The organism is Escherichia sp. F1 (genome assembly GCF_046764225.1).
GTDB lineage: Bacteria > Pseudomonadota > Gammaproteobacteria > Enterobacterales > Enterobacteriaceae > Escherichia > Escherichia coli.
In genome coordinates this window covers 242,843-265,986 of record NZ_CP177202.1, presented here as the reverse complement: position 1 = coordinate 265,986, position 23,144 = coordinate 242,843, and the positions used below count along the sequence as shown (strand labels likewise).

Sequence of the window (23,144 nt, the reverse complement as noted above, 5' to 3'; positions counted from 1 at the left end):
CGATTTTTACTTACCGGAACACCTTTACCCATGCTCAGTTATCGCCACAGCTTTCACGCTGGCAACCACGCCGACGTCCTTAAACATACCGTTCAGAGCCTGATCATCGAATCGCTGAAAGAGAAAGATAAACCGTTTCTCTATCTCGATACCCACGCAGGGGCCGGGCGTTATCAGTTAGGCAGCGAACATGCCGAGCGTACCGGCGAATATCTCGAAGGTATCGCCCGTATCTGGCAGCAGGACGATTTGCCTGCGGAGCTGGAGCCGTACATCAATGTGGTAAAACACTTCAACCGTAGCGGTCAGTTGCGTTACTACCCCGGTTCACCGTTGATTGCCCGTCAGTTACTGCGTGAACAGGACAGCCTGCAACTGACCGAGCTGCACCCGAGCGATTACCCGTTGCTGCGTTCTGAATTTCAGAAAGACAATCGTGCGCGCGTCGAAAAAGCCGATGGTTTCCAGCAGCTTAAGGCCAAACTGCCGCCGGTTTCCCGCCGTGGTTTAATCCTTATCGACCCGCCGTATGAAATGAAAACCGACTATCAGGCGGTGGTCAGCGGGATAGCAGAAGGTTACAAACGTTTCGCCACTGGCACTTACGCACTGTGGTATCCGGTGGTGCTGCGCCAGCAAATTAAGCGCATGATCCACGACCTGGAAGCGACCGGCATTCGCAAAATTCTGCAAATTGAACTGGCGGTACTGCCAGACAGCGATCGCCGTGGCATGACCGCTTCCGGCATGATTGTGATTAACCCGCCGTGGAAGCTGGAACAGCAGATGAATAACGTGCTGTCATGGCTGCACAGCAAACTGGTTCCGGCTGGCACCGGGCATGCCACCGTAAGCTGGATCGTGCCGGAGTAATTGCAGCCATCGCTGGCACCTATTATGTCTCGCGCTACAATCGCGGTAATCAACGATAAGGACAATATGTCATGACTAAACACTATGATTACATCGCCATCGGCGGCGGCAGCGGCGGTATCGCCTCCATCAACCGCGCGGCTATGTACGGCCAGAAATGCGCGCTGATTGAAGCCAAAGAACTGGGCGGCACCTGCGTGAACGTCGGCTGCGTGCCGAAGAAAGTGATGTGGCACGCGGCGCAAATCCGTGAAGCGATCCACATGTACGGCCCGGATTATGGTTTCGATACCACTATCAATAAGTTCAACTGGGAAACGTTGATCGCCAGCCGTACCGCCTATATCGACCGAATTCATACTTCCTATGAAAATGTGCTCGGTAAAAATAACGTTGATGTAATCAAAGGCTTTGCCCGCTTCGTTGATGCCAAAACGCTGGAGGTAAACGGCGAAACCATCACGGCCGATCATATTCTGATCGCCACCGGCGGTCGTCCGAGCCACCCGGATATTCCGGGCGTGGAATACGGTATTGATTCTGATGGCTTCTTCGCCCTGCCGGCGCTGCCAGAGCGCGTAGCGGTTGTTGGCGCGGGTTACATCGCCGTTGAACTGGCGGGCGTGATTAACGGCCTCGGCGCGAAAACGCATCTGTTTGTGCGTAAACATGCGCCGCTGCGCAGCTTCGACCCGATGATCTCTGAAACGCTGGTTGAAGTGATGAATGCCGAAGGTCCGCAGTTGCACACCAACGCCATCCCGAAAGCGGTAGTGAAAAATGCCGATGGTAGCCTGACGCTGGAGCTGGAAGATGGTCGCAGTGAAACGGTGGATTGCCTGATTTGGGCGATTGGTCGCGAGCCTGCCAATGACAACATCAACCTGGAAGCCGCTGGTGTAAAAACCAACGAAAAAGGCTATATCGTCGTCGATAAATATCAAAACACCAACGTTGAAGGTATTTACGCGGTGGGCGATAACACGGGTGCAGTGGAACTGACACCGGTAGCAGTTGCAGCGGGTCGCCGTCTCTCTGAACGCCTGTTTAATAACAAGCCTGATGAGCATCTGGATTACAGCAACATTCCGACCGTGGTCTTCAGCCATCCGCCGATTGGGACTGTTGGTTTAACGGAACCGCAGGCGCGCGAGCAGTACGGCGACGATCAGGTGAAAGTGTATAAATCCTCTTTCACCGCGATGTATACCGCAGTCACCACTCACCGCCAGCCGTGCCGCATGAAGCTGGTATGTGTTGGACCGGAAGAGAAGATTGTCGGTATTCACGGCATTGGTTTTGGTATGGATGAAATGTTGCAGGGCTTCGCGGTGGCGCTGAAGATGGGGGCGACCAAAAAAGACTTCGACAATACCGTCGCCATTCACCCGACGGCGGCAGAAGAGTTCGTGACCATGCGTTAAATGTTAAAGGGCAAAGAGTGGTGTGCTCTTTGCCCTTAGTTACGTTTCCGCTATCAGTTCAGAAGCTGAAGCAGAAAGCGGATCAGTTCCAGCAGCGCAATTAACGCCCCAAGAACGATGATTGCTTTATCAATCACCCGTTTTCTCCATGCGATGGAGTGAGAATGCATCCGCTTACTCATCCACTGCCTGTCACGGCGCATGTCTCATTGTTAGATAAGAACTCTCTCACTCCGGCCAGAGCATCAGTTAACGGCACCACCCGTACTTCTGACCAGGACTTTGAAAGCGTTTATGCGCATTACCAGAGTGAAAATGCCTCAGAGCTAACTGGATAATCATACAGTACATGCAGGTTATAAAACCAGCACGTCCTTGCAATAGTTTCAGTATGGTATTAGCATTGATGCGTTAGATGATGGCATTCTCACTCCAACCAGAGCCACCAACTCAGGGCTGGAAAGTAAAAAACCGACGCGAAGTCGGTTTTTTTACGTCCGGATTCGGACAAGGCTTGGTACGGCAGCGACCCGATGAAAGTATATAAATCCTCTTTCACCAACATGTATAGCAAACTGTCCCTTCTCCAGCTGAAGAAATCGCTAATTCTTGCAATGTTAGCCACTGGCTAATAGTATTGAACTGTTAGATAAGAGCTCTCTCACTCCAGCCAGAGCCACCAACTCAGGGCTGGAAAGTAAAAAACCGACGCAAAGTCGGTTTTTTTACGTCCTGATTCAGACCTCCTTTCAAATGAATAGCCAACTCAAAATTCACACCTATTACCTTCCTCTGCACATACACATTCGTTAAACCATATATGTTTTTGACTTATCCGCTTCGAAGAGAGACACTACCTGCAACAATCAGGAGCGCAATATGTCATTTCTGTTACCCATCCAACTGTTCAAAATTCTTGCTGATGAAACCCGTCTGGGCATCGTTTTACTGCTCAGCGAGCTGGGAGAATTATGCGTCTGCGATCTCTGTACTGCCCTCGATCAGTCGCAGCCCAAGATATCCCGCCACCTGGCATTGCTGCGTGAAAGTGGGCTATTGCTGGATCGCAAGCAGGGTAAGTGGGTTCATTACCGCTTATCACCGCATATTCCATCATGGGCCGCGAAAATTATTGAGCAGGCCTGGCGATGCGAACAGGAAAAGGTTCAGGTGATTGTCCGCAACCTGGCTCGACAAAATTGTTCCGAAGACAGTAAGAACATTTGTAGTTAAAAAATTTATCTAAACACATATGGATTTGCACATGTGTTTTTTCCGGGAGGCATTATGTTACTGGCAGGCGCTATCTTTGTCCTGACCATCGTATTGGTTATCTGGCAGCCGAAAGGTTTAGGCATCGGCTGGAGTGCAACGCTCGGCGCGGTACTGGCGTTGCTTACGGGCGTGGTTCATCCGGGTGATATTCCGGTGGTGTGGAATATCGTCTGGAACGCGACGGCGGCGTTTATTGCCGTCATTATCATCAGCCTGCTGCTGGATGAGTCCGGCTTTTTTGAATGGGCGGCGCTGCACGTCTCACGCTGGGGCAATGGACGCGGTCGCTTGCTGTTTACCTGGATTGTCCTGCTCGGTGCTGCCGTTGCAGCTCTGTTTGCCAATGATGGCGCGGCGCTTATTTTGACACCGATTGTCATCGCCATGCTGCTGGCTTTAGGGTTCAGTAAAGGCACGACGCTTGCGTTCGTGATGGCGGCCGGGTTCATTGCCGATACCGCCAGCCTGCCGCTTATTGTCTCCAACCTGGTGAATATCGTTTCCGCAGATTTCTTTGGCCTCGGCTTTCGCGAATATGCCTTGGTGATGGTGCCGGTGGATATCGCCGCGATTGTTGCCACGCTGGTGATGTTGCATCTCTATTTCCGCAAAGATATTCCGCAGAACTACGACATGGCGCTGCTGAAATCTCCCGCAGAAGCGATTAAAGATCCTGCTACGTTCAAAACTGGCTGGGTTGTTTTACTGCTTCTGCTGGTGGGATTTTTCGTTCTGGAACCGCTCGGCATTCCGGTCAGCGCCATTGCGGCAGTGGGCGCGCTGATATTATTTGCCGTCGCTAAACGCGGTCATGCAATTAATACGGGTAAGGTGCTACGCGGTGCGCCCTGGCAGATTGTCATCTTCTCGCTCGGCATGTATCTGGTGGTTTATGGCCTGCGCAATGCCGGACTAACGGAATATCTTTCTGGCGTACTCAACGTGCTGGCGGAAAACGGCCTGTGGGCCGCGACGCTCGGCACCGGATTCCTCACCGCCTTCCTCTCTTCTATTATGAACAATATGCCGACGGTACTGGTTGGCGCGTTGTCCATTGATGGCAGCACGGCATCTGGCGTTATCAAAGAAGCGATGGTTTATGCCAACGTGATTGGCTGCGATTTGGGGCCGAAAATTACCCCAATTGGTAGCCTGGCGACGCTGCTCTGGCTGCACGTACTTTCGCAGAAGAATATGACTATCAGCTGGGGATATTACTTCCGTACAGGGATTATCATGACCCTGCCGGTGCTTTTTGTGACGCTGGCTGCGCTGGCGCTACGTCTCTCTTTCACTTTGTAATGAGATATTGATATGAGCAACATTACCATTTATCACAACCCAGCCTGCGGCACGTCGCGAAATACGCTGGAGATGATCCGCAACAGCGGCACAGAACCGACCATTGTCTATTATCTGGAAACCCCACCGACGCGTGATGAACTGGTCAAACTCATTGCCGATATGGGGATTTCCGTACGCGCGCTGCTGCGTAAAAACGTCGAGCCGTATGAGGAACTGGGCCTTGCAGAAGATAAATTTACTGACGATCGGTTAATCGACTTTATGCTTCAGCACCCGATTCTGATTAATCGCCCGATTGTGGTGACGCCGCTGGGAACTCGCCTGTGCCGCCCTTCAGAAGTCGTGCTGGAAATTCTGCCAGATGCGCAACAAGGCGCGTTCACCAAGGAAGATGGCGAGAAAGTGGTTGATGAAGCGGGTAAACGCTTGAAATAAAGCGGCGATATCCACTGCCCATAGTTGGTAAAGTGCGCTTTGTTTATGTCGGATGCGACGCTAACGCGTCTTATCCGACCTACAAAACCGTGCATGGCATGAAATCTGTAGCGCGTAGCGCATCAGGCAATTTTGCTATTTACGCAGCACTCCTCACGTAAGAATTCAATTATCGCTTCCAGCATTGCGTATTGCGAAACACACATCAGCGTTCGACTCTCACGGTTTTGTTTGACCAGCCCTACCGATACCAGTGCTGAAATATGGTGACTGAGTGTGGAGCCGGGGATCCCAAGCTGCTTTTGCAACTCACCGACCGGCAAACCTTGTTCCCCCGCTTTGACCAGGTGTTTGAATATGAACAAACGGGTCGGGTGACCTAGCTCTTTCAGCGCTTTAGCAACTTCTTCCAACTGCATATGACACCCCCTTTGTCTGGTTGATATTTCGATAATACCAGAAATATCTTGATCTGAATTTCATTTCGATTATTCTGGAAATATGGATTCATTCAATGAGGTTACGTATGAGTAGTTGGCTTGCGATGCTGCAAGATGCCGCAGAGATGTTTGTGTTTCTCGCCGTCGAGCTTTCTTTGCTGTTTATAGTGATTAGTGCCGGTGTCAGCCTGATAAGACAAAAGGTGCCAGACCATAAAATCCAGCAGATGATGGGGGCAAGAAAAGGGAAAGGCTATCTCCTGGCTGCTCTGTTGGGAGCCGTTACCCCGTTCTGTAGTTGCTCGACAATCCCCATGTTACGTGGATTGTTATCAGCGAAAGCCGGGTTTGGTCCGACTCTCACTTTTTTATTTGTTTCCCCATTACTTAATCCCATTATCGTCGGGTTAATGTGGGTGACCTTTGGCTGGAAAGTTACCTTGTTGTACGCGATTATCGCCGCCGGCGTCTCCGTACTTGCCAGTATTATCCTGGATTCCCTGGGATTTGAACGTCATATCATTGCCAGTAAAAGCTCATCAGCAAATTGTTGTGCTCCAGCCAAAACTTCGCCGGGGACGACATATACGCCAATAAAAGTGAGTTGCTGTAGTCCAGCGGCTAAAGCCATTGAGAAACCTGTAGTAAACTGTTGCAGTACCAAAGCTGTGGTAAGTATTAATCCCATAAAACTAGCCACCAAAGATGCGTTGCAACAGTTTAAAGATGTACTGCCATATCTTTTGTTAGGGGTATTAATAGGCTCTTTTATTTATGGCTTTATTCCCTCAGAGTGGATTGCCGCTCATGCAGGGGCAGATAATCCCTTCGCCATCCCATTGAGCGCCGTTGTCGGAATTCCGCTGTATATCCGGGCAGAGGCGGTTATCCCTCTGGCATCTGTTCTGATGACAAAAGGAATGGGGCTGGGAGCATTAATGGCATTAATCATCGGCAGTGCCGGAGCAAGCCTGACGGAAGTGATATTACTTAAATCAATGTTCAGAATGCCGATGATAGCTGCATTCCTGACGGTTATCTTAGGTATGGCTATCTTGATGGGCTATTTGACTCAAATGCTATTTTAAATAGATGCCAGCAGTAAACTATAAGGAGCATTGTGAGTGCCTTATCCTTCTGAGTAGAAAATCATAGATAGGATAATCCTTAAAAATCACAAATAACTTAACTAATGCTTTGAGAATGATGACGGATCCGTCAGTAAGTCATCAATCGACAATCACCACGCAATCATGCTTCTCTGACATTTTATCGGAGAAGCAATGTCTCTTTGTTTCAGTGCTATCCCCCTTTTAAAGGGCAGATTTCAGTCGCCAATACAACACATTTTTAAATACACTTTAACCTGGTTCATTATTACACATCTAAAACATCACAAAAATATCACTTCACACACTATCGGTGAACATCATAACTTTTTAAAATGAGCGCTTTTTGATAGTTGTTAACGTTTTCCTTTACGATACTATCACTGCCCTTTTTTTATACACAAATATTACCGGGTGGAGATAAAAGGGAAATCAAAGGTAATTATATCAGGAAGAGATAACGCATTACATTTATTGTGTGTAGAAGAAAATCCATTCCTGTTCTAATTATCCAATTTAAACATCTTAGCATAAAACAAATGATGAATAAGGAATTTTATGTCAATTGACTTTACCCCAGGTATAATAAATACATATCACGGCGATATTTATAACTGCACAACAAATACCGATAATGCTAAAACGCCAGATACACCGAAGTGGCCTTGCGATAATTGGGAAGAACAACAACCCATTAATTCCACATTCTCTGGAGAAGGATATACCTCTGATCAATATGATTTAGCGCGGAAACACCTCCCACAAATTTATGCGTGCCGCACGAACACCACATATACAAATGCAGACTACTCCAAAGTTGTGGCTCAACTTGTAAGTCTTATTACTAACATTGAATCGATAAGTTCGACACCACTTACGCGGCAGGCACAGGGACTACTTAATCAAATTAATAACATTAGATACGAAAAGAATAAAAATTCTGAATGTCGAATCATTGTTGTCGCTAATCCTAAACCCGACAAGGCAATCATAACTAAAATTAGCGTAGAAGAGGGAATACCAGTAAGATTCAGTGTCCAAACCATGTTTTCAGATACTAATTTTAATGCTGAACAACGAGCTGACTTACCGACTAATATAAAAGATATTCAAAGCCTGTATCAAAAAATGACGAAGTTATATATTGAACACAGTGAAAATAAAAACAGGATGAAAGTCTTTGCCGGAACCAACTTTATTGATTTCAATATGACAGGACAGAACCTGTCCGGGTTCGTTCTAACCTTGTCAAGGTTTTATTTCGAAGATCTACTTAATATAAATTTCACTGACGCAAATTTAGGTGACACTATTTTTTCACATAAAGAACACCCTACCCCAAAATTATATAAAGACGAACAATATCTTGACAAACAAATCGAAGGTTTATTTTCAACATTATTAACCATTAATGACAACTTTTTACGAGCAAAAGCGGAAATTGCTTCGACAATAATTAAATTCTTAGAGGCCAGGATAACCAATCTTTCATACAATGACATATTAAAATATCAGCAAGAATTCCAAAAACAATGTTATAAGCAAGTTAAAGCCTTTACGACACTCTCCCGATACAATAAAATTCAAACATGGGCAGAAATGTCTGAATATCAATTCGAAGTATTTCAATACGAGACACTTAACCCAAAAAAAATGTCACGCACGCCTTATTTAAAGAGATCGCTACCTGATGAAAAAACTATAAATTATGGGGTGGAAATAGAAATACCATCCGGCAAAAGAATTCGCTTATCAAATCATTATCAGAATATAATACCATAATATTGATTATTAGCGCTTTATAAGCATTGAATAAAAATAGATTTTATGTACCTTTAAAAAAAGGCTATTTTATGGGGCGATGGATACTCATGTCACGCCCCAAAATTAACAGAATTAAACTAAACAGAAGGGATATAAACATCAGACAGGTTTACGTTACTATCAGGCATATCGCCTCAGAATCAGATGAAAACTATAAAGAAATATCTATTATGGTTTTAATATTTGTTGATAAGGATAGTAACATGAACATGACAAAAGGTGCACTCATCCTCAGCCTTTCATTTTTGCTTGCCGCATGTAGTTCAATTCCGCAAAATATCAAAGGCAATAACCAACCTGATATTCAAAAAAGTTTTGTTGCTGTTCATAACCAGCCGGGGTTATATGTTGGTCAACAAGCGCGCTTTGGTGGGAAGGTTATCAACGTTATCAATGGCAAAACGGATACGTTGTTAGAAATCGCTGTATTACCGTTGGATAGCTATGCGAAGCCTGATATTGAAGCCAACTATCAGGGCCGACTGCTCGCCAGACAAAGCGGCTTCCTTGATCCAGTGAACTATCGTAATCACTTTGTTACCATCCTCGGTACCATTCAGGGTGAACAACCTGGCTTTATCAATAAAGTCCCGTATAACTTCCTCGAAGTGAATATGCAGGGCATCCAGGTGTGGCATTTGAGAGAAGTGGTTAATACCACCTATAACCTGTGGGATTACGGCTATGGTGCATTCTGGCCGGAACCGGGCTGGGGCGCGCCTTACTACACCAATGCGGTGAGTCAGGTAACACCTGAGCTGGTCAAATAACACCACCGAGAGATGCAGATGCTTTCTCAGCATCTGCATCATGCATTACATCAAATTAATACACAGCCAGCTAACTATTATTATAAGCCCTGTCCTGTTAATTACCTTTGGCAAACTGATTATAAAGTTAATGTCCGCACCAGGAGTCGGTTATGTTTCTTATAATTACCAGGGATACGATGTTCTTCACTGCGATGAAAAACATTCTGAGTAAAGGTAATGTCGTTCATATACAGAACGAAGAAGAGATCGACGTAATGTTGCATCAGCATGCCTTCGTCATTATTGATACATTAATGAATAATGTATTTCATTCTAATTTGCTCACTCAAATTGAACGATTAAAACCTGTCCATGTGATTATTTTCTCCCCCTTTAATATTAAACGCTGCCTGGGGAAAGTACCGGTGACCTTTGTTCCGCGAACTATCACCATCATCGACTTTGTCGCACTCATCAATGGCAGTTACTGCTCTGTGCCTGAAGCGGATGTGTCCCTTTCGCGCAAGCAGCATCAGGTTCTGAGCTGCATTGCGAATCAAATGACAACGGAAGATATTCTGGAGAAACTGAAAATATCGCTAAAAACGTTCTACTGCCATAAACACAATATCATGATGATCCTCAATCTTAAGCGGATCAATGAGTTGGTACGCCATCAGCATATTGATTATCTGGTGTGATCGATTGATTAATATAAAGAGGCCCAGCAATAAATAGCCAGACCTCCCGTTAATTATACGTTATGCAGTAACGCCTTCCGGTATCAGCGAAGCAATTTGCTTACGCCATTGCGCTTGCTCCTGTTCGCCTTCTGTACGTTGACCATAAAGTTGCGCTATCTGCGTACCATCATGGGCAAACAATTCCAGACTGGTCACATAACCGTCACTAGCAGGTTTACGGGTTACCCAGGTTTCAGCAATGCTCTCTTCTAATAGATGAAGAGTAAACGTCGGGTTGAAAATATTCAGCCAACCTTTCATTGGCACCACTTTTTCTACCACGCCAGTGAAAATCTGTACGCAGCCACGGTTGCCAACAAACACCATGATTTCATTGCCATCCTGCTGTGCAGATTCAAGAATTTGCGCCAACGCACTGTTGGATACTTTGCAGGCCAAATCATCTGCCACCAGATTGAACGCCTGTTGGCGCGTCAGGTTGTGGCGCTTGAGCAACGTAAAAAACTGATGAACGTCGGTCATCGCCCGCCACTCTTGCTCAACCACACTGGCATCGGCTCGCATTTGAACGACTGGCGCATCAACGGCTTTTAACTCAAGCGGCGTATTCTCATCGGCGATAAACCGTGCCAGAAGCTCACTCCATGCCGCCATATCGGTATTGTCGGTGGCATAAACTTTTAGTAATGCATCGCCCTGATGATCAAAGAACTGAATACTCTGGCGTTCGCCACGAGTCGTATTTTCTTTAATGTGAAAAACACTGGCCCATTGATTGAGAAACAGACGCAAATCCAGCGCGCGTGGATTGAGGATCAATCCGGCATGTCCGTTCAAATGCTGGTTTGTGAACGCACCAACTTGCTCATGGACTGCATATTCATTACGGCAAATACATTTGGTCTCGCCAACACTTTCGAGCGCCGCCAGAATTTCACGGATATCGCCGCGCATCCGCCACGCATCGTGCGTGACGCGCGCAAATGCCAGTTCTGCTTCGCTAATATTCATTAAACCTGCGATGTCACGCGCGTACTTTCCGGGATTTTGTTCTTTTAACTCAAGCCAGCGTGTGTAGTGGTTCATTGTCTCTCTTCCTTCCAGATAAGATAAATGCCCCGAAATATCGGGGCAGATGATTACCATTGATAACTCACGAAAATTTTTCCGTTACGACCATCCTGTGGGATGCCTTGCGGCGACCAGTACTCTTTGTCGAAAGCGTTACCCAACACCAAAGTAGTGGTCATGCCTTTGAGCGCCTGTTGTCCTTGATAACTGACGTAGAAATCACTCACACCATAGCCAGGTTGTTTGCTGTAGCTGCTGCTGATATGTGTTGAGCGTTCGGCAAACGTACCGACCCACCCAACAGAGAAGCCACTGTGAGCGATCGGAATATTCAGGGTGCTAGTAACGGTATCCGGGTTAATACTGGAGATATATTCGCCGGTATCGGTGTCTTTGCCGCGGGTTCGGTTATAGGCCACATCAAGGCTAAACAGATCAGTGGTATATTTCGTCATCACATCCCAGCCCCAGATTTTGGCGTTCGGGACGTTATACGACATAGTTGTCGCCGCCGCGAAATCGACGGTCGTGGAGATGTAATCCTTCGCTTTGGTATCAAAGTAGCTGGCTTTAAATTCCAGGGCATCATTGGACAACATCAGGTCATCAAAACGCAGCCCAAAACCGTACTCCTGAGTTTCGTTAGTTTCCGGACGTAAGTTCGGGTTTGGCACCCAATAGTTGGTATAGAAGCGACCAATCGAGAAGTGCTTAGAATCGTTATACATTTCGCCCATCGTCGGGGCGCGGAATGCCTGGGCATATGAGCCAAATAACATCAGCCAGTTGGTCGGGTTGATAGTCATCCCCGCACGAGATGACCATTTGTCAGCATCAACATCTTTGTAGCCGTCGCTGCTACCGCGATAACTGTCATAGCGGGTTCCGCCAAGCAGGGTAATCGGCAGATCGCGTAAGGTGATCTCATCCTGTAGCCAGCCAGAGCTAAAATCGATTTTTGCTTGCGGGAAGCCCGTCGTCGCGCCGCCCGGATGTTGTTCCTGACGATAATACTCACCGCCATATGTCAGTAAGTGAGAAGCGAAACTGTCGGCAAATAGAGTGGAACGGTTCTCCAGCCTGGTTCCTTTTGTTATCTGTTCACGATACTCGCCGGAACTCCCCGTGTTTTGCGCATTAATACGGACTTCCGACCAGTAAATTTTTGCATCTGCATTTAACCAGTCGTTGCCCTGCGGGGCGAGTTTATAAGAAAGCTGCGCATCGCGTTGAATTGTTGAACGATCAACCATCGGGTTGCTGCTATCAGAAGCTTCAACGGTCTGCGGATTTTTTGGTTCACGCGCGTCGTTGTTGTAGTAACGCACTAAACCGCTCAGAGACTGGGCTGAATCAATTTGCCAGGTCCCTTTCGCCAGCATGTTATTAATGGACTCGTCATTCGGCGCGGTTTCACCATTGCTCTGGCGTAAATCACCCCGATCGCGACTGGACCAGGCCACAATACCATCCAGATTTTCAGTTCGCCCAAACGCGCTCGCGCCTAATCCCAGGCTATGGTCCCCCGTGCCGCCAGTACCAAAGACACGAAAACCACTGCTTTGTCCTTCCTGCAATAAATCTTTTGCATCGACCGTATCGTAGGAGATCACTCCACCCAGCGCACCACTGCCATACAGTAATGCTGAAGGTCCGCGAACAATCTCAACACGCTTGATCAGCGCTGGATCGAGAAAAGTGCCATTCAGGTGTCCGGTATCCGTTCCCTGGCGAACACCATCGACAAGAACCAGCACGCCGCGATGATCATAGCCACGCATATTTACATCCTGGCCGTTGGTTCGTCCGGTACCATCAAGAGTAATTCCAGGAACATGACGCAGCAAATCAGTGGCTGAAGTAGCCGTTTGATTTTCAGGAGCGGAAGTGTCGATGACGCTGACCATCATAGGCGCTTCGAAGGAACTACGGGCATTCCCCGTTGCCGTAACGGTCATGGTTTCAGTAGCAAAAGCAAACGTTGGCAAGGTGGCAGAAACAGCCAAAGCCAACAAACTCAAACGCAACGAGGTAAATTGCGGACGTGACATAGCGATTCTCCATGAGGAAAATAAAAAATGCTGGCTGCCTGGGTTAATACCGGGGTGGCTGGCGAAAAATAAATTTATTTAAAATTCAGAGCGATAATATTCGCCGGGTGAGTTTACAGGCGTTTATATCCCATGAAATTGCCTGGTATCTCGGCAAATACGCAAAAGCACGCCCTCTTTGTCAGGCAAAACGATATGCCCCATCAGGAGTGAAGAGCGCTGTGCGTTACCCTTGTAAATGATATGGCTTTGTTATCCATATGGCCGTATTTTGTTAAATGCAAACGTGATAATGAGAATTATTATCGATCAATTTTTTATGATCAAGCTTTTTTTTAACCGCCATTAACACAATAAACAGGGGGTTATGAAACTTATCCTGCGCCCTGGAAACCACTTTGTTTTTATGGTTATTCCCCCATGACCTCATCACTAAACTTTGTCGTTAACAGTGATAATTTTCTCTTCGCTTTGCTCTGCAAGCCTCGATATCTCTGGGTTCTCAGCTTTTTCCCGCGCTTAAATTTAGTCGGTAACAAGAACGTTAGCTGACGAAGCATCTTGATAAAAATCAAAAATAAATACGCTTGTAACGCCTTACGTATTGAATCGACGGTTGTATTTCATATATAACTCAAATGATAATCATGATCATTCTCAATTTGATAAGAGTTCTCATATTATGCCAAGGATCATCACCAGGCCGTTTCTTTTTTCCCCACTGACGTTATGTATTTCAGCCGTGGCCTCTGCCGCGAAGACCGCGGTAAAACGAAAAAAATTGTTTACGGCAGTACTGGCTCTTAGCTGGGCTTTTAGCGTAACGGCTGCCGAACGTATCGTGGTCGCAGGAGGATCGCTGACGGAGCTAATCTACGCGATGGGCGCTGGCGAACGCGTGGTTGGTGTCGATGAAACGACATCTTATCCACCAGAAACCGCCAAACTGCCGCATATTGGCTACTGGAAACAACTCAGCAGCGAAGGCATTTTGTCACTTCGCCCGGATAGCGTAATTACCTGGCAGGATGCCGGGCCACAAATTGTGCTCGACCAACTACGAGCGCAGAAAGTCAACGTCGTCACCCTGCCGCGTGTGCCTGCCACCCTTCAGCAGATGTACGCCAACATTCGCCAACTGGCAAAAACGCTACAGGTTCCTGAACAAGGCGAGGCGCTGGTGACACAGATCAACCAACGCCTGGAGCGAGTACAGCAAAACGTGGCGGCCAAAAAAGCCCCGGTTAAAGCCATGTTTATTCTCTCCGCAGGCGGAAGTGCGCCACAGGTTGCCGGTAAAGGCAGCGTCGCGGACGCCATTCTTTCGCTTGCCGGAGCAGAAAACGTCGCAACCCACCAGCAGTACAAAAGCTACAGTGCAGAATCACTGATTGCGGCCAATCCAGAAGTGATTGTCGTAACCTCACAAATGGTCGATGGCGATATAAATCGGCTACGTTCTATTGCCGGAATTACCCACACTGCCGCATGGAAAAACCAGCGCATTATCACCGTTGATCAAAACCTGATTCTGGGAATGGGTCCGCGTATTGCTGATGTCGTTGAGTCTTTACACCAGCAGCTTTGGCCGCAATAAATGGATTTAAATCAGACGAATGAACGTAAATAACACCCTGGATCTCACGCCACATTTTGCTTTAGACGGTGATCAGCCATTTAAAGACAGGCGCGCCATGATGCCGTTTCGTGGGGCCATTCCGGTTGCCAAAGAGCAACTGGCACAGACCTGGCAAGAGATGATCAATCAAACGGTATCACCACGTAAGCGACTGGTTTATCTACACATTCCTTTTTGTGCAACACACTGCACGTTTTGTGGTTTTTATCAGAACCGTTTTAATGAAGATGCGTGTGCTCATTATACCGACGCCCTGATTCGTGAAATAGAAATGGAAGCGGACAGCGTATTGCATCAGTCTGCCCCCATCCACGCGGTCTATTTCGGTGGCGGCACGCCTTCCGCGCTTTCGGCACACGATTTGGCCAGAATTATCACCACATTACGAGAAAAGCTGCCACTGGCCCCTGATTGTGAAATCACTATCGAAGGCCGGGTACTGAATTTTGACGCTGAGCGAATCGATGCTTGTCTTGATGCAGGAGCAAACCGCTTCTCAATTGGTATCCAGTCGTTTAACAGCAAAATCCGCAAGAAAATGGCCCGCACCTCGGATGGCCCAACCGCCATTGCGTTTATGGAAAGCCTGGTCAAACGTGACCGTGCTGCGGTGGTCTGTGACCTGCTGTTTGGCCTGCCGGGTCAGGATGCGCAAACCTGGGGAGAAGATCTGACTATTGCCCGCGATATCGGTCTCGACGGCGTCGATCTCTATGCACTCAATGTCCTGCCCAACACACCGCTGGGCAAAGCCGTGGAAAATGGGCGTACTACCGTGCCCTCTCCGGCAGAACGTCGCGATCTTTATCTGCAAGGGTGTGACTTCATGGACGAAGCCGGTTGGCGCTGTATTAGTAACAGCCACTGGGGCCGTACCACACGCGAACGCAATCTCTATAACCTGCTGATTAAACAAGGTGCCGATTGTCTGGCCTTTGGTTCCGGAGCCGGCGGTTCGATTAATGGTTACTCCTGGATGAACGAACGCAATCTTCAGACCTGGCATGAATCCGTCGCGGCAGGCAAAAAACCGCTGATGATGATCATGCGTAACGCCGAACGTAATGCGCAATGGCGTCATACCTTGCAGTCAGGTGTTGAAACAGCGCGTGTACCGCTGGATGAACTTACGCCACATGCCGAAAAACTCGCGCCGTTACTGGCTCAATGGCACCAAAAAGGCTTAAGCCGCGATGCGTCAACTTGCCTGCGGCTGACTAATGAAGGTCGTTTCTGGGCAAGCAATATTTTGCAGTCTCTTAATGAACTAATTCAGGTACTTAATGCGCCAGCGATTGTGCGTGAAAAACCATAACAGGAGTGATTTATGAGCCATGTCTCGTTACAAGAATTTTTGAAAACGGAGCCGGACGGTACGCTGGAGGTGGTAGCCGAACAATACAACACCACACTGCTGGAAGTAGTGAAAAATCTGCCCTCCTCTACCATAGTGTCAGGCGATAAATTCGATACTGTCTGGGATACCGTCTGCGAATGGGGCAACGTCACCACGTTAGTACATACTGCCGATGTAATCCTCGAATTTAGCGGCGAACTGCCTTCGGGTTTCCACCGCCACGGCTATTTCAACCTACGCGGAAAGCACGGCATGTCCGGGCATATCAAAGCAGAAAACTGCACGCATATTGCCTTGATCGAACGTAAATTTATGGGCATGGACACCGCCTCTATTCTCTTTTTCAATAAGGAAGGCAGCGCCATGCTGAAAATCTTCCTCGGCAGGGATGACCATCGTCAGCTCCTGAGCGAACAAGTCAGCGCCTTCCATGCTCTGGCAGCATCGTTAAAGGAACACGCCTGATGACACCGTGGCTACTCTTTGGCGCAGGCGGAAAAGGTGTGGGTGCCAGAACGCTTGAACTGGCGCTGGCGGAACAACGTCCGGTCGTTGCTGTCGTTCGTCATGCCGATGCCGCCACGAAACTGGCGCAACAAGGCGTACAGGTTTTTACAGGCGACGCCTGTGATGCCAGCGTAGTCGCGGATGCTTGCCGCGCAGCTGGCCCGGATGCGCTTATCATCTCAACAATGGGCGGAGCTCAGGATTATCTGGCGCACAGAACAGTGATTGATGAGGCCGAAAAGGCCGGCATCAGTCGCATGATTCTGGTGACCTCTTTGGGATGCGGCGATAGCTGGCCGTTTTTATCGGAGCGAGCAAAGGCTGCGTTTGGTCAGGCGGTACGGGAAAAAACGCTGGCGGAAAGCTGGTTGCAAACCAGCCAGCTTGATTACGCCATTCTCCGCCCTGGCGGTCTGCTTGATGGGGCGGCAACGGGCAAAGCACAACGGATACAAAATCAGGAGTGTCATGGTTTTGTTCACCGTGCCGATGTCGCCGCACATATCCATGAACTGGCAAATGCGCCAGCACTTAACCAGCAGGTCTACAGTCTGATTGAACCGGACCTGAAACCGGCGTGATACCCCGGCGCGGCATGTCCGCGCCGTAATGTCGTAACGGAGTTTTGCGTGCTCAAGGATTCACTCTCTTCCGCCAGGGTCTTTATGGGGCTATCACTATTATTGCTAGCTCTGGTGCTGTTCGGTGCCAGTCAGGGAGCGTTAAAGATCAGTTTTGATGCCCTTTTTGATGAGGAATACCGCGATATCTGGCTCAATATTCGTCTACCACGGGTTTTGCTGGCGGTGCTGGTAGGTGCAGCGTTGGCAACCGCCGGGGTAATTATGCAGGGGCTTTTTCGCAACCCAATGGCTGACCCTGGATTACTCGGCGTCAGTAGCGGTTCTGCATTAATGGTTGGCGTTGCTATTGTGCTGCCCTTCTCCTTCCCAGTGGTGCTGGTGCTCTATGAGCAAATGGTGTTTGCCATTGCCGGAAGTTTAGTGGTCTGCACCATCATTTTTCTCATCACGCAGCGCCATCGCGATGGCAGCATGATGCAATTATTACTCGCCGGTATCGCCATCAATGCCCTGTGCGGCGCAGCGATCGGCATCCTGAGCTATATCGGCGATGAGCAGCAGCTACGACAACTCACATTGTGGATGATGGGCAATCTTGGACAGGCGCAATGGCCGACGTTATTGGTTGCCAGTTCATTCATCCTACCGGCCATTATCGCAACAACTTGTCTCGCCGGAACGCTGAATTTACTGCAGCTCGGTGATGAAGAAGCCCACTACCTCGGCGTGAACGTTAAGCGTAAGCGCCAGCAATTACTGTTAGTGAGCTCACTGCTCGTTGGTGCCGCCGTATCGGTAAGCGGCATTATCGGCTTTATTGGCCTGGTGATCCCGCATCTGATTCGTATGACTACCGGGGCAAATCACCGCTGGCTAATCCCTTGCTCCGCCCTCGCCGGAGCCTGTTTATTGCTGATGGCAGACACGCTTGCCCGCACGCTGGTACAGCCAGCAGAAATGCCCGTGGGATTATTAACCAGCCTGCTTGGCGGTCCTTATTTTATGTGGTTGATTCTGCGCAACCGGAGGATCACATGATCAGCGCCCAGAATCTGGTTTATAGCCTTCAGGGGCGGCGTCTGACTGACAATGTCTCGCTGACTTTTCCCGGTGGGGAAATTGTTGCCATTCTCGGCCCTAATGGTGCGGGAAAATCTACGCTGCTTCGCCAGTTAACCGGCTATCTTCAACCTGATAGCGGCGAATGTCGGTTGTTTAATAAGCCATTAAATGAATGGTCGATTACTGAACTGGCGAAACACCGGGCCGTGATGCGTCAAAATAGCCACATGGCGTTTCCATTCAGCGTACAAGAAGTTATCCAGATGGGGCGGCATCCGCATCGCACTGGTAATCAGGATAATGAAACAGCACAAATAATGGCGTTATGTGACTGTCAGGCGTTAGCAAACCGCGACTATCGGCAATTATCCGGTGGTGAACAACAGCGCGTGCAATTAGCGCGCCTGCTGGTGCAACTCTGGGAACCTACTCCCTCACCGAAATGGTTATTTCTTGATGAACCAACTTCGGCGCTGGATATTCACCATCAGCAGCACTTGTTCCGTTTATTACGCCAGTTAGTTCACGAACGGCAGTTCAATGTTTGCTGCGTATTGCACGATCTAAATCTTGCCGCACGTTATGCAGACCGTATTGTATTAATGCAAAAAGGAAAGGTTATCGCAAATGGTAAACCGCAGGATGTATTGACACAGCAGGCGCTGACAATGCTCTACGGCGCGGATATTACCGTACTTAAAGATCCTGCCAACCATTCACCACTGATCGTCCTCGATCATTAAAACCAACAGGAGTACCGCACTGGTACTCCTGCGAATAAATAACTATAAAGATTAGCTAATTGAAACGCCTTTCACCCCTGCCATACCTTTTAATAATCGCAACAGATCTTCTATCGACGTTGTGGCATGAAGCTGGATATCAATGGCGACCACTTCATGATCTTCATTTTCCTGCAACGAAACTAAATCAGTTTTTATTTTTTGCTGCTTAAACCAGTCGAGCATTGATACCGTATTACCGTTCACTAATGTCAGCTGTAAATGGTAATTTTTGTTCATCAGGCGGAAGGTTAATTGATGGAAGACTTCCAGCACCAGTAAGGTCATCACTGAACCATAAATGCCCAGTTCGTACATACCGCTACCAATAACCATACCAATGGCGGCGGTCACCCAGATATCCGCTGCCGTCGTCAGACCTACAATATTTTGGTTACGAACGAGAATGTTACCTGCACCGATAAACCCGACGCCCGTCACCACCTGAGCAGCAATACGGCTGGGGTCCAGTCCGACGTGATCTAAAGACAGCACGTCAGCAAAACCATATTTCGAAACAATCATAAACAGGGCGCTTCCCATGCCAATTAATACATGTGTGCGTAACCCTGCTCCTTTGCCGCGCATTTGCCTTTCCATGCCAATAGCGCCACAGGCAATTGCTGCGAGTATAAGACGTATAATAAATTCTGCTGTCATATAAAAATGCAAAAAGGAGCAGCAAGATGGCTCAACTTGCTACTCCTTTTTACTTGTACCTCATTAATTCGGCAAGTCATTAGATGCTTGATTTTTGAAGGTATACAAATTTTTCTGCGGGTTTTTCTTGCAGTATTCGATCACTTTAGGAATTTGAGTGAGATCGGTTTCATTTAAAGTAACGGTATCGCCACCTTTATATACTGTCTCTTCATGCAGCATCCACCATGCAACCGGTGTCATTGCTTTTGGATTCAGATCAATAAATTCCTGGCAGGTCATATCTTTAGCGGATTCATTGGCTGCCAGCGCAGATTGTGCGTTCACCAGTGACAAAGCCGCTACAGCGCCCATAAAAATAAACGCTTTACGGAGAGATGAAATATTCATTTTGTAACCCATTCAATATAGAGATTATATATGAACAGGAGGAATAGCTGCTTTTAAAGAAGATATTCCGGCCTGTTCAATATGCAAGGAAGTACGATGTAACGCATTCCCGGAATTACATATCTTTCTTAATTTTGTCCCATTCGCCTTTAACTTTATCTTTAAAGTTGGCTTGTTTATCCTGAGTACAAGCCTGAACGATAGCTGGGGTTACGGTTGCAATACCCTGAACATCTAAAACCGCATCTTCTGGTTTATCTTTGTTGTTCAGCGCTTCAGCAAAACCAACTGCAGTTGGCTGGAAGGATTCGTCCACAGCCAGGAAATCTTCACAGGTCCAGGAGTTGACCGGTTTTTTGTTATCAGCTGCTTTTTGCGCATCCGCTGCATTGCTCACAACTGGCAGAAGAAGCAGACCACCAAGAATAACGCCTAATACTTTTTTCATCGTAATATCCTCAACTATAAAGTGAAAGAGCCGTCACGAATCAATTTCGACACTGAGGTTATAACCTGGTTTTCTGTATATGTCATGTTGATGGAAAATATCAAAATCAGATATTTTTATTTCAATACAATGAGTTACAGATGCATCAGATACTGTAATTAGGAAATTTTTATTAAATCGACTGCATTCTTAGACGCGTTTTTGGCATAGATTGATAGCAGGGGATTTTCTTCTTAATTTTATAGGGTGGTTCTATGTTATATATAGATAAGGCAACAATTTTGAAGTTTGATCTGGAGATGCTGAAAAAGCATCGCAGAGCAATCCAGTTTATTGCCGTGCTACTGTTTATCGTCGGGTTGCTGTGTATCAGTTTCCCGTTCGTCTCTGGCGATATTTTAAGCACGGTAGTGGGTGCATTATTAATCTGCTCGGGCGTTGCGCTTATTGTTGGATTATTCAGCAACCGCAGTCATAATTTCTGGCCGGTATTATCCGGTTTCCTCGTCGCAGTCGCCTATTTATTGATCGGCTATTTCTTCATCCGCGCACCGGAGCTGGGCATTTTTGCCATTGCGGCATTTATTGCCGGTTTGTTCTGTGTTGCAGGGGTTATTCGCCTGATGAGTTGGTATCGTCAGCGTTCAATGAAAGGCAGCTGGCTACAGCTCGTTATTGGTGTGCTGGATATCGTCATTGCATGGATATTCCTTGGTGCAACGCCGATGGTGTCTGTAACTTTGGTTTCCACACTGGTGGGTATTGAACTGATATTTAGCGCTGCCAGCCTGTTCAGCTTCGCCAGTTTGTTCGTTAAGCAGCAATAATTATCCCTGTTGTCACCCGGATCATAGTCACTTGATGTGACTATGATCCGATTAATACTCTCTCCGCTACACAGCGTTGTAGATCAATTGCGCACTATCATTGAAATAATTACCTGCTGATGATTATTTCAACCTACTGAATTTCATCTAATTTTTTTCATTCCATGGCAAATTAGCCATTTCAAACATTATCATGGCTGATATTTTCCGTAGTCAGGTTTAATGTTTTAAAAGTGCTGTGGGAAAGTGAACAAAGAGTTCCGTAAGCGTTGATGCTATGGGCGGTTAAATAAGTAATCCGGGTTCATTTTTTGCAACTGGCGTTGATTACAGTGCATAAATATCCGTGTCTCCAGACGCTATATAAAAACCTGAAGACATGAATGAGTTATCTACTCAGGTAATTTGAATGCGTTAAAAGAAAGCTGGCAATCCAATTGCCAGCTTAAGTCGAAACAAGGAGACTCGATATTTAAATCGGATTACATTTTAACTTTAGTAATATTCTTCAGAGATCACAAACTGGTTATTGATAACTTATTCTTGGGCAGTAATCCGCAGACGTTAACTTTTTGTTTACCATTTACAAACTGATAACAACCAGGAATCTTACTTAGGATCAATATATGGAGTGCGTGATGGATAAATCTGAAGTATTGATTAGTGTTAATAGACGTATTAGTTCACGAAGGGCAAAGTTCTTATAGGCGTTTACTATATTGAACAACGATTCGGACAAGGATGTAAATAATGAAAAGGATGACATGTTCGAAACGATAACGGCTAAGGAGCAAGTTATGATTTTTCTCATGACGAAAGATTCTTTTCTTTTACAGGGCTTTTGGCAGTTGAAAGATAATCACGAAATGATAAAAATCAATTCCCTGTCAGAGATCAAAAAAGTAGGCAATAAACCCTTCAAGGTTATCATTGATACCTATCACAATCATATCCTTGATGAAGAAGCGATTAAATTTCTGGAGAAATCAGATGCCGAGAGAATTATTGTTTTGGCACCTTATCACATCAGTAAACTAAAAGCTAAAGCGCCTATTTATTTTGTCAGCCGCAAAGAAAGTATCAAAAATCTTCTTGAGATTACTTATGGTAAACACTTGCCCCATAAGAATTCACAATTATGTTTTTCACATAATCAGTTCAAAATTATGCAACTGATTCTGAAAAATAAAAATGAAAGCAATATCACGTCGACGCTCAATATTTCGCAACAAACATTAAAGATTCAGAAATTCAACATTATGTACAAGCTGAAACTAAGACGTATGAGCGACATCGTCACCCTGGGTATCACATCTTATTTTTAGTCAGGACATAAGCAACTGAAATTGATGGCTGGCATGACGAGGGATGCAGATGCTGATTTCATTACCCCCGGTGATTACTAAAGGAGAGGCGAAAACGACTTTATTCCCCTGGTATATGTATCCACCAGTAGAACCCTTCGTTGCCCGAATGCTGGCAGGAACTGTTGGCAGAACGGCAACATTTTTTTTGTCGTTGACCTCACCATGTCGATCACTGTGCCTGTATCCCACCTTACTGGCTGACAACCCCACTATGCCGCTGGTCTGTAAATCCCTCATATCTCTCCTCGCGCGCAATTT

24 protein-coding genes and 1 pseudogene are annotated in these 23,144 nt (G+C 46.9%); 17 read left to right on the top strand and 8 right to left on the bottom strand.

The window, feature by feature from the left end:
• The first annotated feature begins 30 nt into the window (after positions 1-30).
• Entirely contained in the window at positions 31-873 is an 843-nt protein-coding gene (rlmJ, locus tag ACK8NJ_RS01150) for a 23S rRNA (adenine(2030)-N(6))-methyltransferase (RefSeq protein WP_411962049.1), read from the top strand.
• Between the two features lie 71 nt (positions 874-944).
• The gene (gorA, locus tag ACK8NJ_RS01145) at positions 945-2,297 is read left to right on the top strand and encodes a glutathione-disulfide reductase (protein WP_000160811.1); all 1,353 of its coding nucleotides are present in this window, start codon (positions 945-947) and stop codon (positions 2,295-2,297) included.
• Between the two features lie 53 nt (positions 2,298-2,350).
• On the opposite strand, the gene dinQ is transcribed toward gorA, so the two are convergent.
• Positions 2,351-2,434, bottom strand: coding sequence for a damage-inducible type I toxin DinQ (gene dinQ, locus ACK8NJ_RS01140; protein WP_001295215.1), 84 nt, complete (start codon positions 2,432-2,434; stop codon positions 2,351-2,353).
• 742 nt (positions 2,435-3,176) lie between these two features.
• On the opposite strand from dinQ, the gene arsR reads away from it, so the two are divergent.
• From arsR to arsC, 3 genes are read left to right on the top strand one after another with little or no spacing between them, the layout of a single operon-like run.
• Positions 3,177-3,530 carry an As(III)-sensing metalloregulatory transcriptional repressor ArsR gene (gene arsR, locus ACK8NJ_RS01135; RefSeq protein WP_000008965.1) on the top strand — a complete coding sequence of 118 codons (354 nt, stop codon included), beginning with the start codon at positions 3,177-3,179 and terminating at the stop codon, positions 3,528-3,530.
• Positions 3,531-3,584: 54 nt separating this feature from the next.
• Positions 3,585-4,874 carry an arsenite/antimonite:H(+) antiporter ArsB gene (gene arsB / locus ACK8NJ_RS01130; protein WP_001551794.1) on the top strand — a complete coding sequence of 430 codons (1,290 nt, stop codon included), beginning with the start codon at positions 3,585-3,587 and terminating at the stop codon, positions 4,872-4,874.
• Positions 4,875-4,886: 12 nt separating this feature from the next.
• Positions 4,887-5,312 (top strand): glutaredoxin-dependent arsenate reductase, encoded by a 426-nt coding sequence (arsC, locus tag ACK8NJ_RS01125; RefSeq protein ID WP_000065800.1) that lies wholly within the window; start codon positions 4,887-4,889, stop codon positions 5,310-5,312.
• Between the two features lie 122 nt (positions 5,313-5,434).
• Here arsC and ACK8NJ_RS01120 read toward each other — a convergent pair whose 3' ends face one another.
• Entirely contained in the window at positions 5,435-5,731 is a 297-nt protein-coding gene (locus ACK8NJ_RS01120; protein WP_001175589.1) for an ArsR/SmtB family transcription factor, read from the bottom strand.
• 107 nt (positions 5,732-5,838) lie between these two features.
• On the opposite strand from ACK8NJ_RS01120, the gene ACK8NJ_RS01115 reads away from it, so the two are divergent.
• From ACK8NJ_RS01115 to ACK8NJ_RS01100, 4 genes and pseudogenes are all read left to right on the top strand, one after another.
• Positions 5,839-6,840 carry a permease gene (locus ACK8NJ_RS01115; RefSeq protein WP_001389872.1) on the top strand — a complete coding sequence of 334 codons (1,002 nt, stop codon included), beginning with the start codon at positions 5,839-5,841 and terminating at the stop codon, positions 6,838-6,840.
• A gap of 579 nt (positions 6,841-7,419) precedes the next feature.
• Positions 7,420-8,536: pseudogene (locus ACK8NJ_RS01110) on the top strand (hypothetical protein).
• Between the two features lie 352 nt (positions 8,537-8,888).
• Positions 8,889-9,455 carry an outer membrane lipoprotein Slp gene (gene slp, locus ACK8NJ_RS01105; protein WP_001057453.1) on the top strand — a complete coding sequence of 189 codons (567 nt, stop codon included), beginning with the start codon at positions 8,889-8,891 and terminating at the stop codon, positions 9,453-9,455.
• A 152-nt stretch (positions 9,456-9,607) separates the two neighbouring features.
• Positions 9,608-10,138 carry a helix-turn-helix transcriptional regulator gene (locus tag ACK8NJ_RS01100; protein ID WP_000478615.1) on the top strand — a complete coding sequence of 177 codons (531 nt, stop codon included), beginning with the start codon at positions 9,608-9,610 and terminating at the stop codon, positions 10,136-10,138.
• A 60-nt stretch (positions 10,139-10,198) separates the two neighbouring features.
• Here ACK8NJ_RS01100 and chuS read toward each other — a convergent pair whose 3' ends face one another.
• Both chuS and chuA read right to left on the bottom strand, forming a co-directional pair.
• Positions 10,199-11,227: a hematinate-forming heme oxygenase ChuS gene (gene chuS, locus ACK8NJ_RS01095; RefSeq protein WP_001560070.1), complete on the bottom strand. Its 1,029-nt coding sequence runs from the start codon at positions 11,225-11,227 to the stop codon at positions 10,199-10,201.
• 53 nt (positions 11,228-11,280) lie between these two features.
• The gene (chuA, locus tag ACK8NJ_RS01090; protein ID WP_328180657.1) at positions 11,281-13,263 is read right to left on the bottom strand and encodes a TonB-dependent heme/hemoglobin receptor ChuA/ShuA; all 1,983 of its coding nucleotides are present in this window, start codon (positions 13,261-13,263) and stop codon (positions 11,281-11,283) included.
• A gap of 682 nt (positions 13,264-13,945) precedes the next feature.
• Here chuA and shuT point away from each other — a divergent pair.
• From shuT to ACK8NJ_RS01060, 6 genes are read left to right on the top strand one after another with little or no spacing between them, the layout of a single operon-like run.
• On the top strand, positions 13,946-14,860 hold the full coding sequence (gene shuT, locus ACK8NJ_RS01085; protein ID WP_001322813.1) for a heme ABC transporter substrate-binding protein ShuT: 915 nt from the start codon (positions 13,946-13,948) through the stop codon (positions 14,858-14,860).
• Positions 14,861-14,879: 19 nt separating this feature from the next.
• Positions 14,880-16,217, top strand: coding sequence for a heme anaerobic degradation radical SAM methyltransferase ChuW/HutW (gene hutW, locus ACK8NJ_RS01080; protein ID WP_001102203.1), 1,338 nt, complete (start codon positions 14,880-14,882; stop codon positions 16,215-16,217).
• Positions 16,218-16,229: 12 nt separating this feature from the next.
• Positions 16,230-16,724, top strand: coding sequence for a heme utilization cystosolic carrier protein HutX (hutX, locus tag ACK8NJ_RS01075; RefSeq protein ID WP_000020040.1), 495 nt, complete (start codon positions 16,230-16,232; stop codon positions 16,722-16,724).
• Positions 16,724-17,347, top strand: a complete 624-nt coding sequence (gene chuY, locus ACK8NJ_RS01070) for an anaerobilin reductase (protein ID WP_000189365.1) — start codon at positions 16,724-16,726, stop codon at positions 17,345-17,347. The genes hutX and chuY overlap by 1 nt, the downstream gene beginning before the upstream one ends.
• Positions 17,348-17,395: 48 nt before the next feature.
• Positions 17,396-18,388, top strand: coding sequence for a heme ABC transporter permease ShuU/ChuU (gene shuU / locus ACK8NJ_RS01065; RefSeq protein ID WP_000910402.1), 993 nt, complete (start codon positions 17,396-17,398; stop codon positions 18,386-18,388).
• Positions 18,385-19,155 (top strand): heme ABC transporter ATP-binding protein, encoded by a 771-nt coding sequence (locus ACK8NJ_RS01060; RefSeq protein ID WP_000622315.1) that lies wholly within the window; start codon positions 18,385-18,387, stop codon positions 19,153-19,155. Before shuU ends, ACK8NJ_RS01060 begins: the two co-directional genes overlap by 4 nt.
• A gap of 51 nt (positions 19,156-19,206) precedes the next feature.
• Here the strand turns inward: ACK8NJ_RS01060 and ACK8NJ_RS01055 are convergent, their stop codons facing one another.
• From ACK8NJ_RS01055 to hdeA, 3 genes are all read right to left on the bottom strand, one after another.
• Positions 19,207-19,854 (bottom strand): MgtC/SapB family protein, encoded by a 648-nt coding sequence (locus ACK8NJ_RS01055; RefSeq protein WP_001296814.1) that lies wholly within the window; start codon positions 19,852-19,854, stop codon positions 19,207-19,209.
• Positions 19,855-19,917: 63 nt separating this feature from the next.
• Positions 19,918-20,244 (bottom strand): acid-activated periplasmic chaperone HdeB, encoded by a 327-nt coding sequence (hdeB, locus tag ACK8NJ_RS01050; RefSeq protein WP_001298717.1) that lies wholly within the window; start codon positions 20,242-20,244, stop codon positions 19,918-19,920.
• 115 nt (positions 20,245-20,359) lie between these two features.
• Positions 20,360-20,692, bottom strand: coding sequence for an acid-activated periplasmic chaperone HdeA (gene hdeA / locus ACK8NJ_RS01045; RefSeq protein ID WP_000756550.1), 333 nt, complete (start codon positions 20,690-20,692; stop codon positions 20,360-20,362).
• A gap of 254 nt (positions 20,693-20,946) precedes the next feature.
• Between hdeA and hdeD the strand changes: the two genes are divergently transcribed.
• Positions 20,947-21,519, top strand: coding sequence for an acid-resistance protein HdeD (hdeD, locus tag ACK8NJ_RS01040; protein WP_000965681.1), 573 nt, complete (start codon positions 20,947-20,949; stop codon positions 21,517-21,519).
• A gap of 797 nt (positions 21,520-22,316) precedes the next feature.
• Complete coding sequence (gene gadE / locus ACK8NJ_RS01035; protein WP_328180663.1) at positions 22,317-22,844, top strand: acid resistance transcriptional activator GadE; 528 nt, start codon at positions 22,317-22,319, stop codon at positions 22,842-22,844.
• Here the strand turns inward: gadE and ACK8NJ_RS01030 are convergent, their stop codons facing one another.
• Complete coding sequence (locus ACK8NJ_RS01030) at positions 22,845-23,123, bottom strand: hypothetical protein (RefSeq protein ID WP_001205324.1); 279 nt, start codon at positions 23,121-23,123, stop codon at positions 22,845-22,847. It abuts the gene before it with no gap.
• Positions 23,124-23,144 lie beyond the last annotated feature (21 nt).

What these genes read in the sequence shown, in the direction of transcription:
- rlmJ (WP_411962049.1), top strand. Translation starts at nt 31, where the DNA reads ATGCTCAGTTATCGCCACAGCTTTCACGCTGGCAACCACGCCGACGTC.
- gorA (WP_000160811.1), top strand. Translation starts at nt 945, where the DNA reads ATGACTAAACACTATGATTACATCGCCATCGGCGGCGGCAGCGGCGGT.
- arsR (WP_000008965.1), top strand. Translation starts at nt 3,177, where the DNA reads ATGTCATTTCTGTTACCCATCCAACTGTTCAAAATTCTTGCTGATGAA.
- arsB (WP_001551794.1), top strand. Translation starts at nt 3,585, where the DNA reads ATGTTACTGGCAGGCGCTATCTTTGTCCTGACCATCGTATTGGTTATC.
- arsC (WP_000065800.1), top strand. Translation starts at nt 4,887, where the DNA reads ATGAGCAACATTACCATTTATCACAACCCAGCCTGCGGCACGTCGCGA.
- ACK8NJ_RS01120 (WP_001175589.1), bottom strand. Translation starts at nt 5,731, where the DNA reads ATGCAGTTGGAAGAAGTTGCTAAAGCGCTGAAAGAGCTAGGTCACCCG.
- ACK8NJ_RS01115 (WP_001389872.1), top strand. Translation starts at nt 5,839, where the DNA reads ATGAGTAGTTGGCTTGCGATGCTGCAAGATGCCGCAGAGATGTTTGTG.
- slp (WP_001057453.1), top strand. Translation starts at nt 8,889, where the DNA reads ATGAACATGACAAAAGGTGCACTCATCCTCAGCCTTTCATTTTTGCTT.
- ACK8NJ_RS01100 (WP_000478615.1), top strand. Translation starts at nt 9,608, where the DNA reads ATGTTTCTTATAATTACCAGGGATACGATGTTCTTCACTGCGATGAAA.
- chuS (WP_001560070.1), bottom strand. Translation starts at nt 11,227, where the DNA reads ATGAACCACTACACACGCTGGCTTGAGTTAAAAGAACAAAATCCCGGA.
- chuA (WP_328180657.1), bottom strand. Translation starts at nt 13,263, where the DNA reads ATGTCACGTCCGCAATTTACCTCGTTGCGTTTGAGTTTGTTGGCTTTG.
- shuT (WP_001322813.1), top strand. Translation starts at nt 13,946, where the DNA reads ATGCCAAGGATCATCACCAGGCCGTTTCTTTTTTCCCCACTGACGTTA.
- hutW (WP_001102203.1), top strand. Translation starts at nt 14,880, where the DNA reads ATGAACGTAAATAACACCCTGGATCTCACGCCACATTTTGCTTTAGAC.
- hutX (WP_000020040.1), top strand. Translation starts at nt 16,230, where the DNA reads ATGAGCCATGTCTCGTTACAAGAATTTTTGAAAACGGAGCCGGACGGT.
- chuY (WP_000189365.1), top strand. Translation starts at nt 16,724, where the DNA reads ATGACACCGTGGCTACTCTTTGGCGCAGGCGGAAAAGGTGTGGGTGCC.
- ACK8NJ_RS01060 (WP_000622315.1), top strand. Translation starts at nt 18,385, where the DNA reads ATGATCAGCGCCCAGAATCTGGTTTATAGCCTTCAGGGGCGGCGTCTG.
- ACK8NJ_RS01055 (WP_001296814.1), bottom strand. Translation starts at nt 19,854, where the DNA reads ATGACAGCAGAATTTATTATACGTCTTATACTCGCAGCAATTGCCTGT.
- hdeB (WP_001298717.1), bottom strand. Translation starts at nt 20,244, where the DNA reads ATGAATATTTCATCTCTCCGTAAAGCGTTTATTTTTATGGGCGCTGTA.
- hdeA (WP_000756550.1), bottom strand. Translation starts at nt 20,692, where the DNA reads ATGAAAAAAGTATTAGGCGTTATTCTTGGTGGTCTGCTTCTTCTGCCA.
- hdeD (WP_000965681.1), top strand. Translation starts at nt 20,947, where the DNA reads ATGTTATATATAGATAAGGCAACAATTTTGAAGTTTGATCTGGAGATG.
- gadE (WP_328180663.1), top strand. Translation starts at nt 22,317, where the DNA reads ATGATTTTTCTCATGACGAAAGATTCTTTTCTTTTACAGGGCTTTTGG.
- ACK8NJ_RS01030 (WP_001205324.1), bottom strand. Translation starts at nt 23,123, where the DNA reads ATGAGGGATTTACAGACCAGCGGCATAGTGGGGTTGTCAGCCAGTAAG.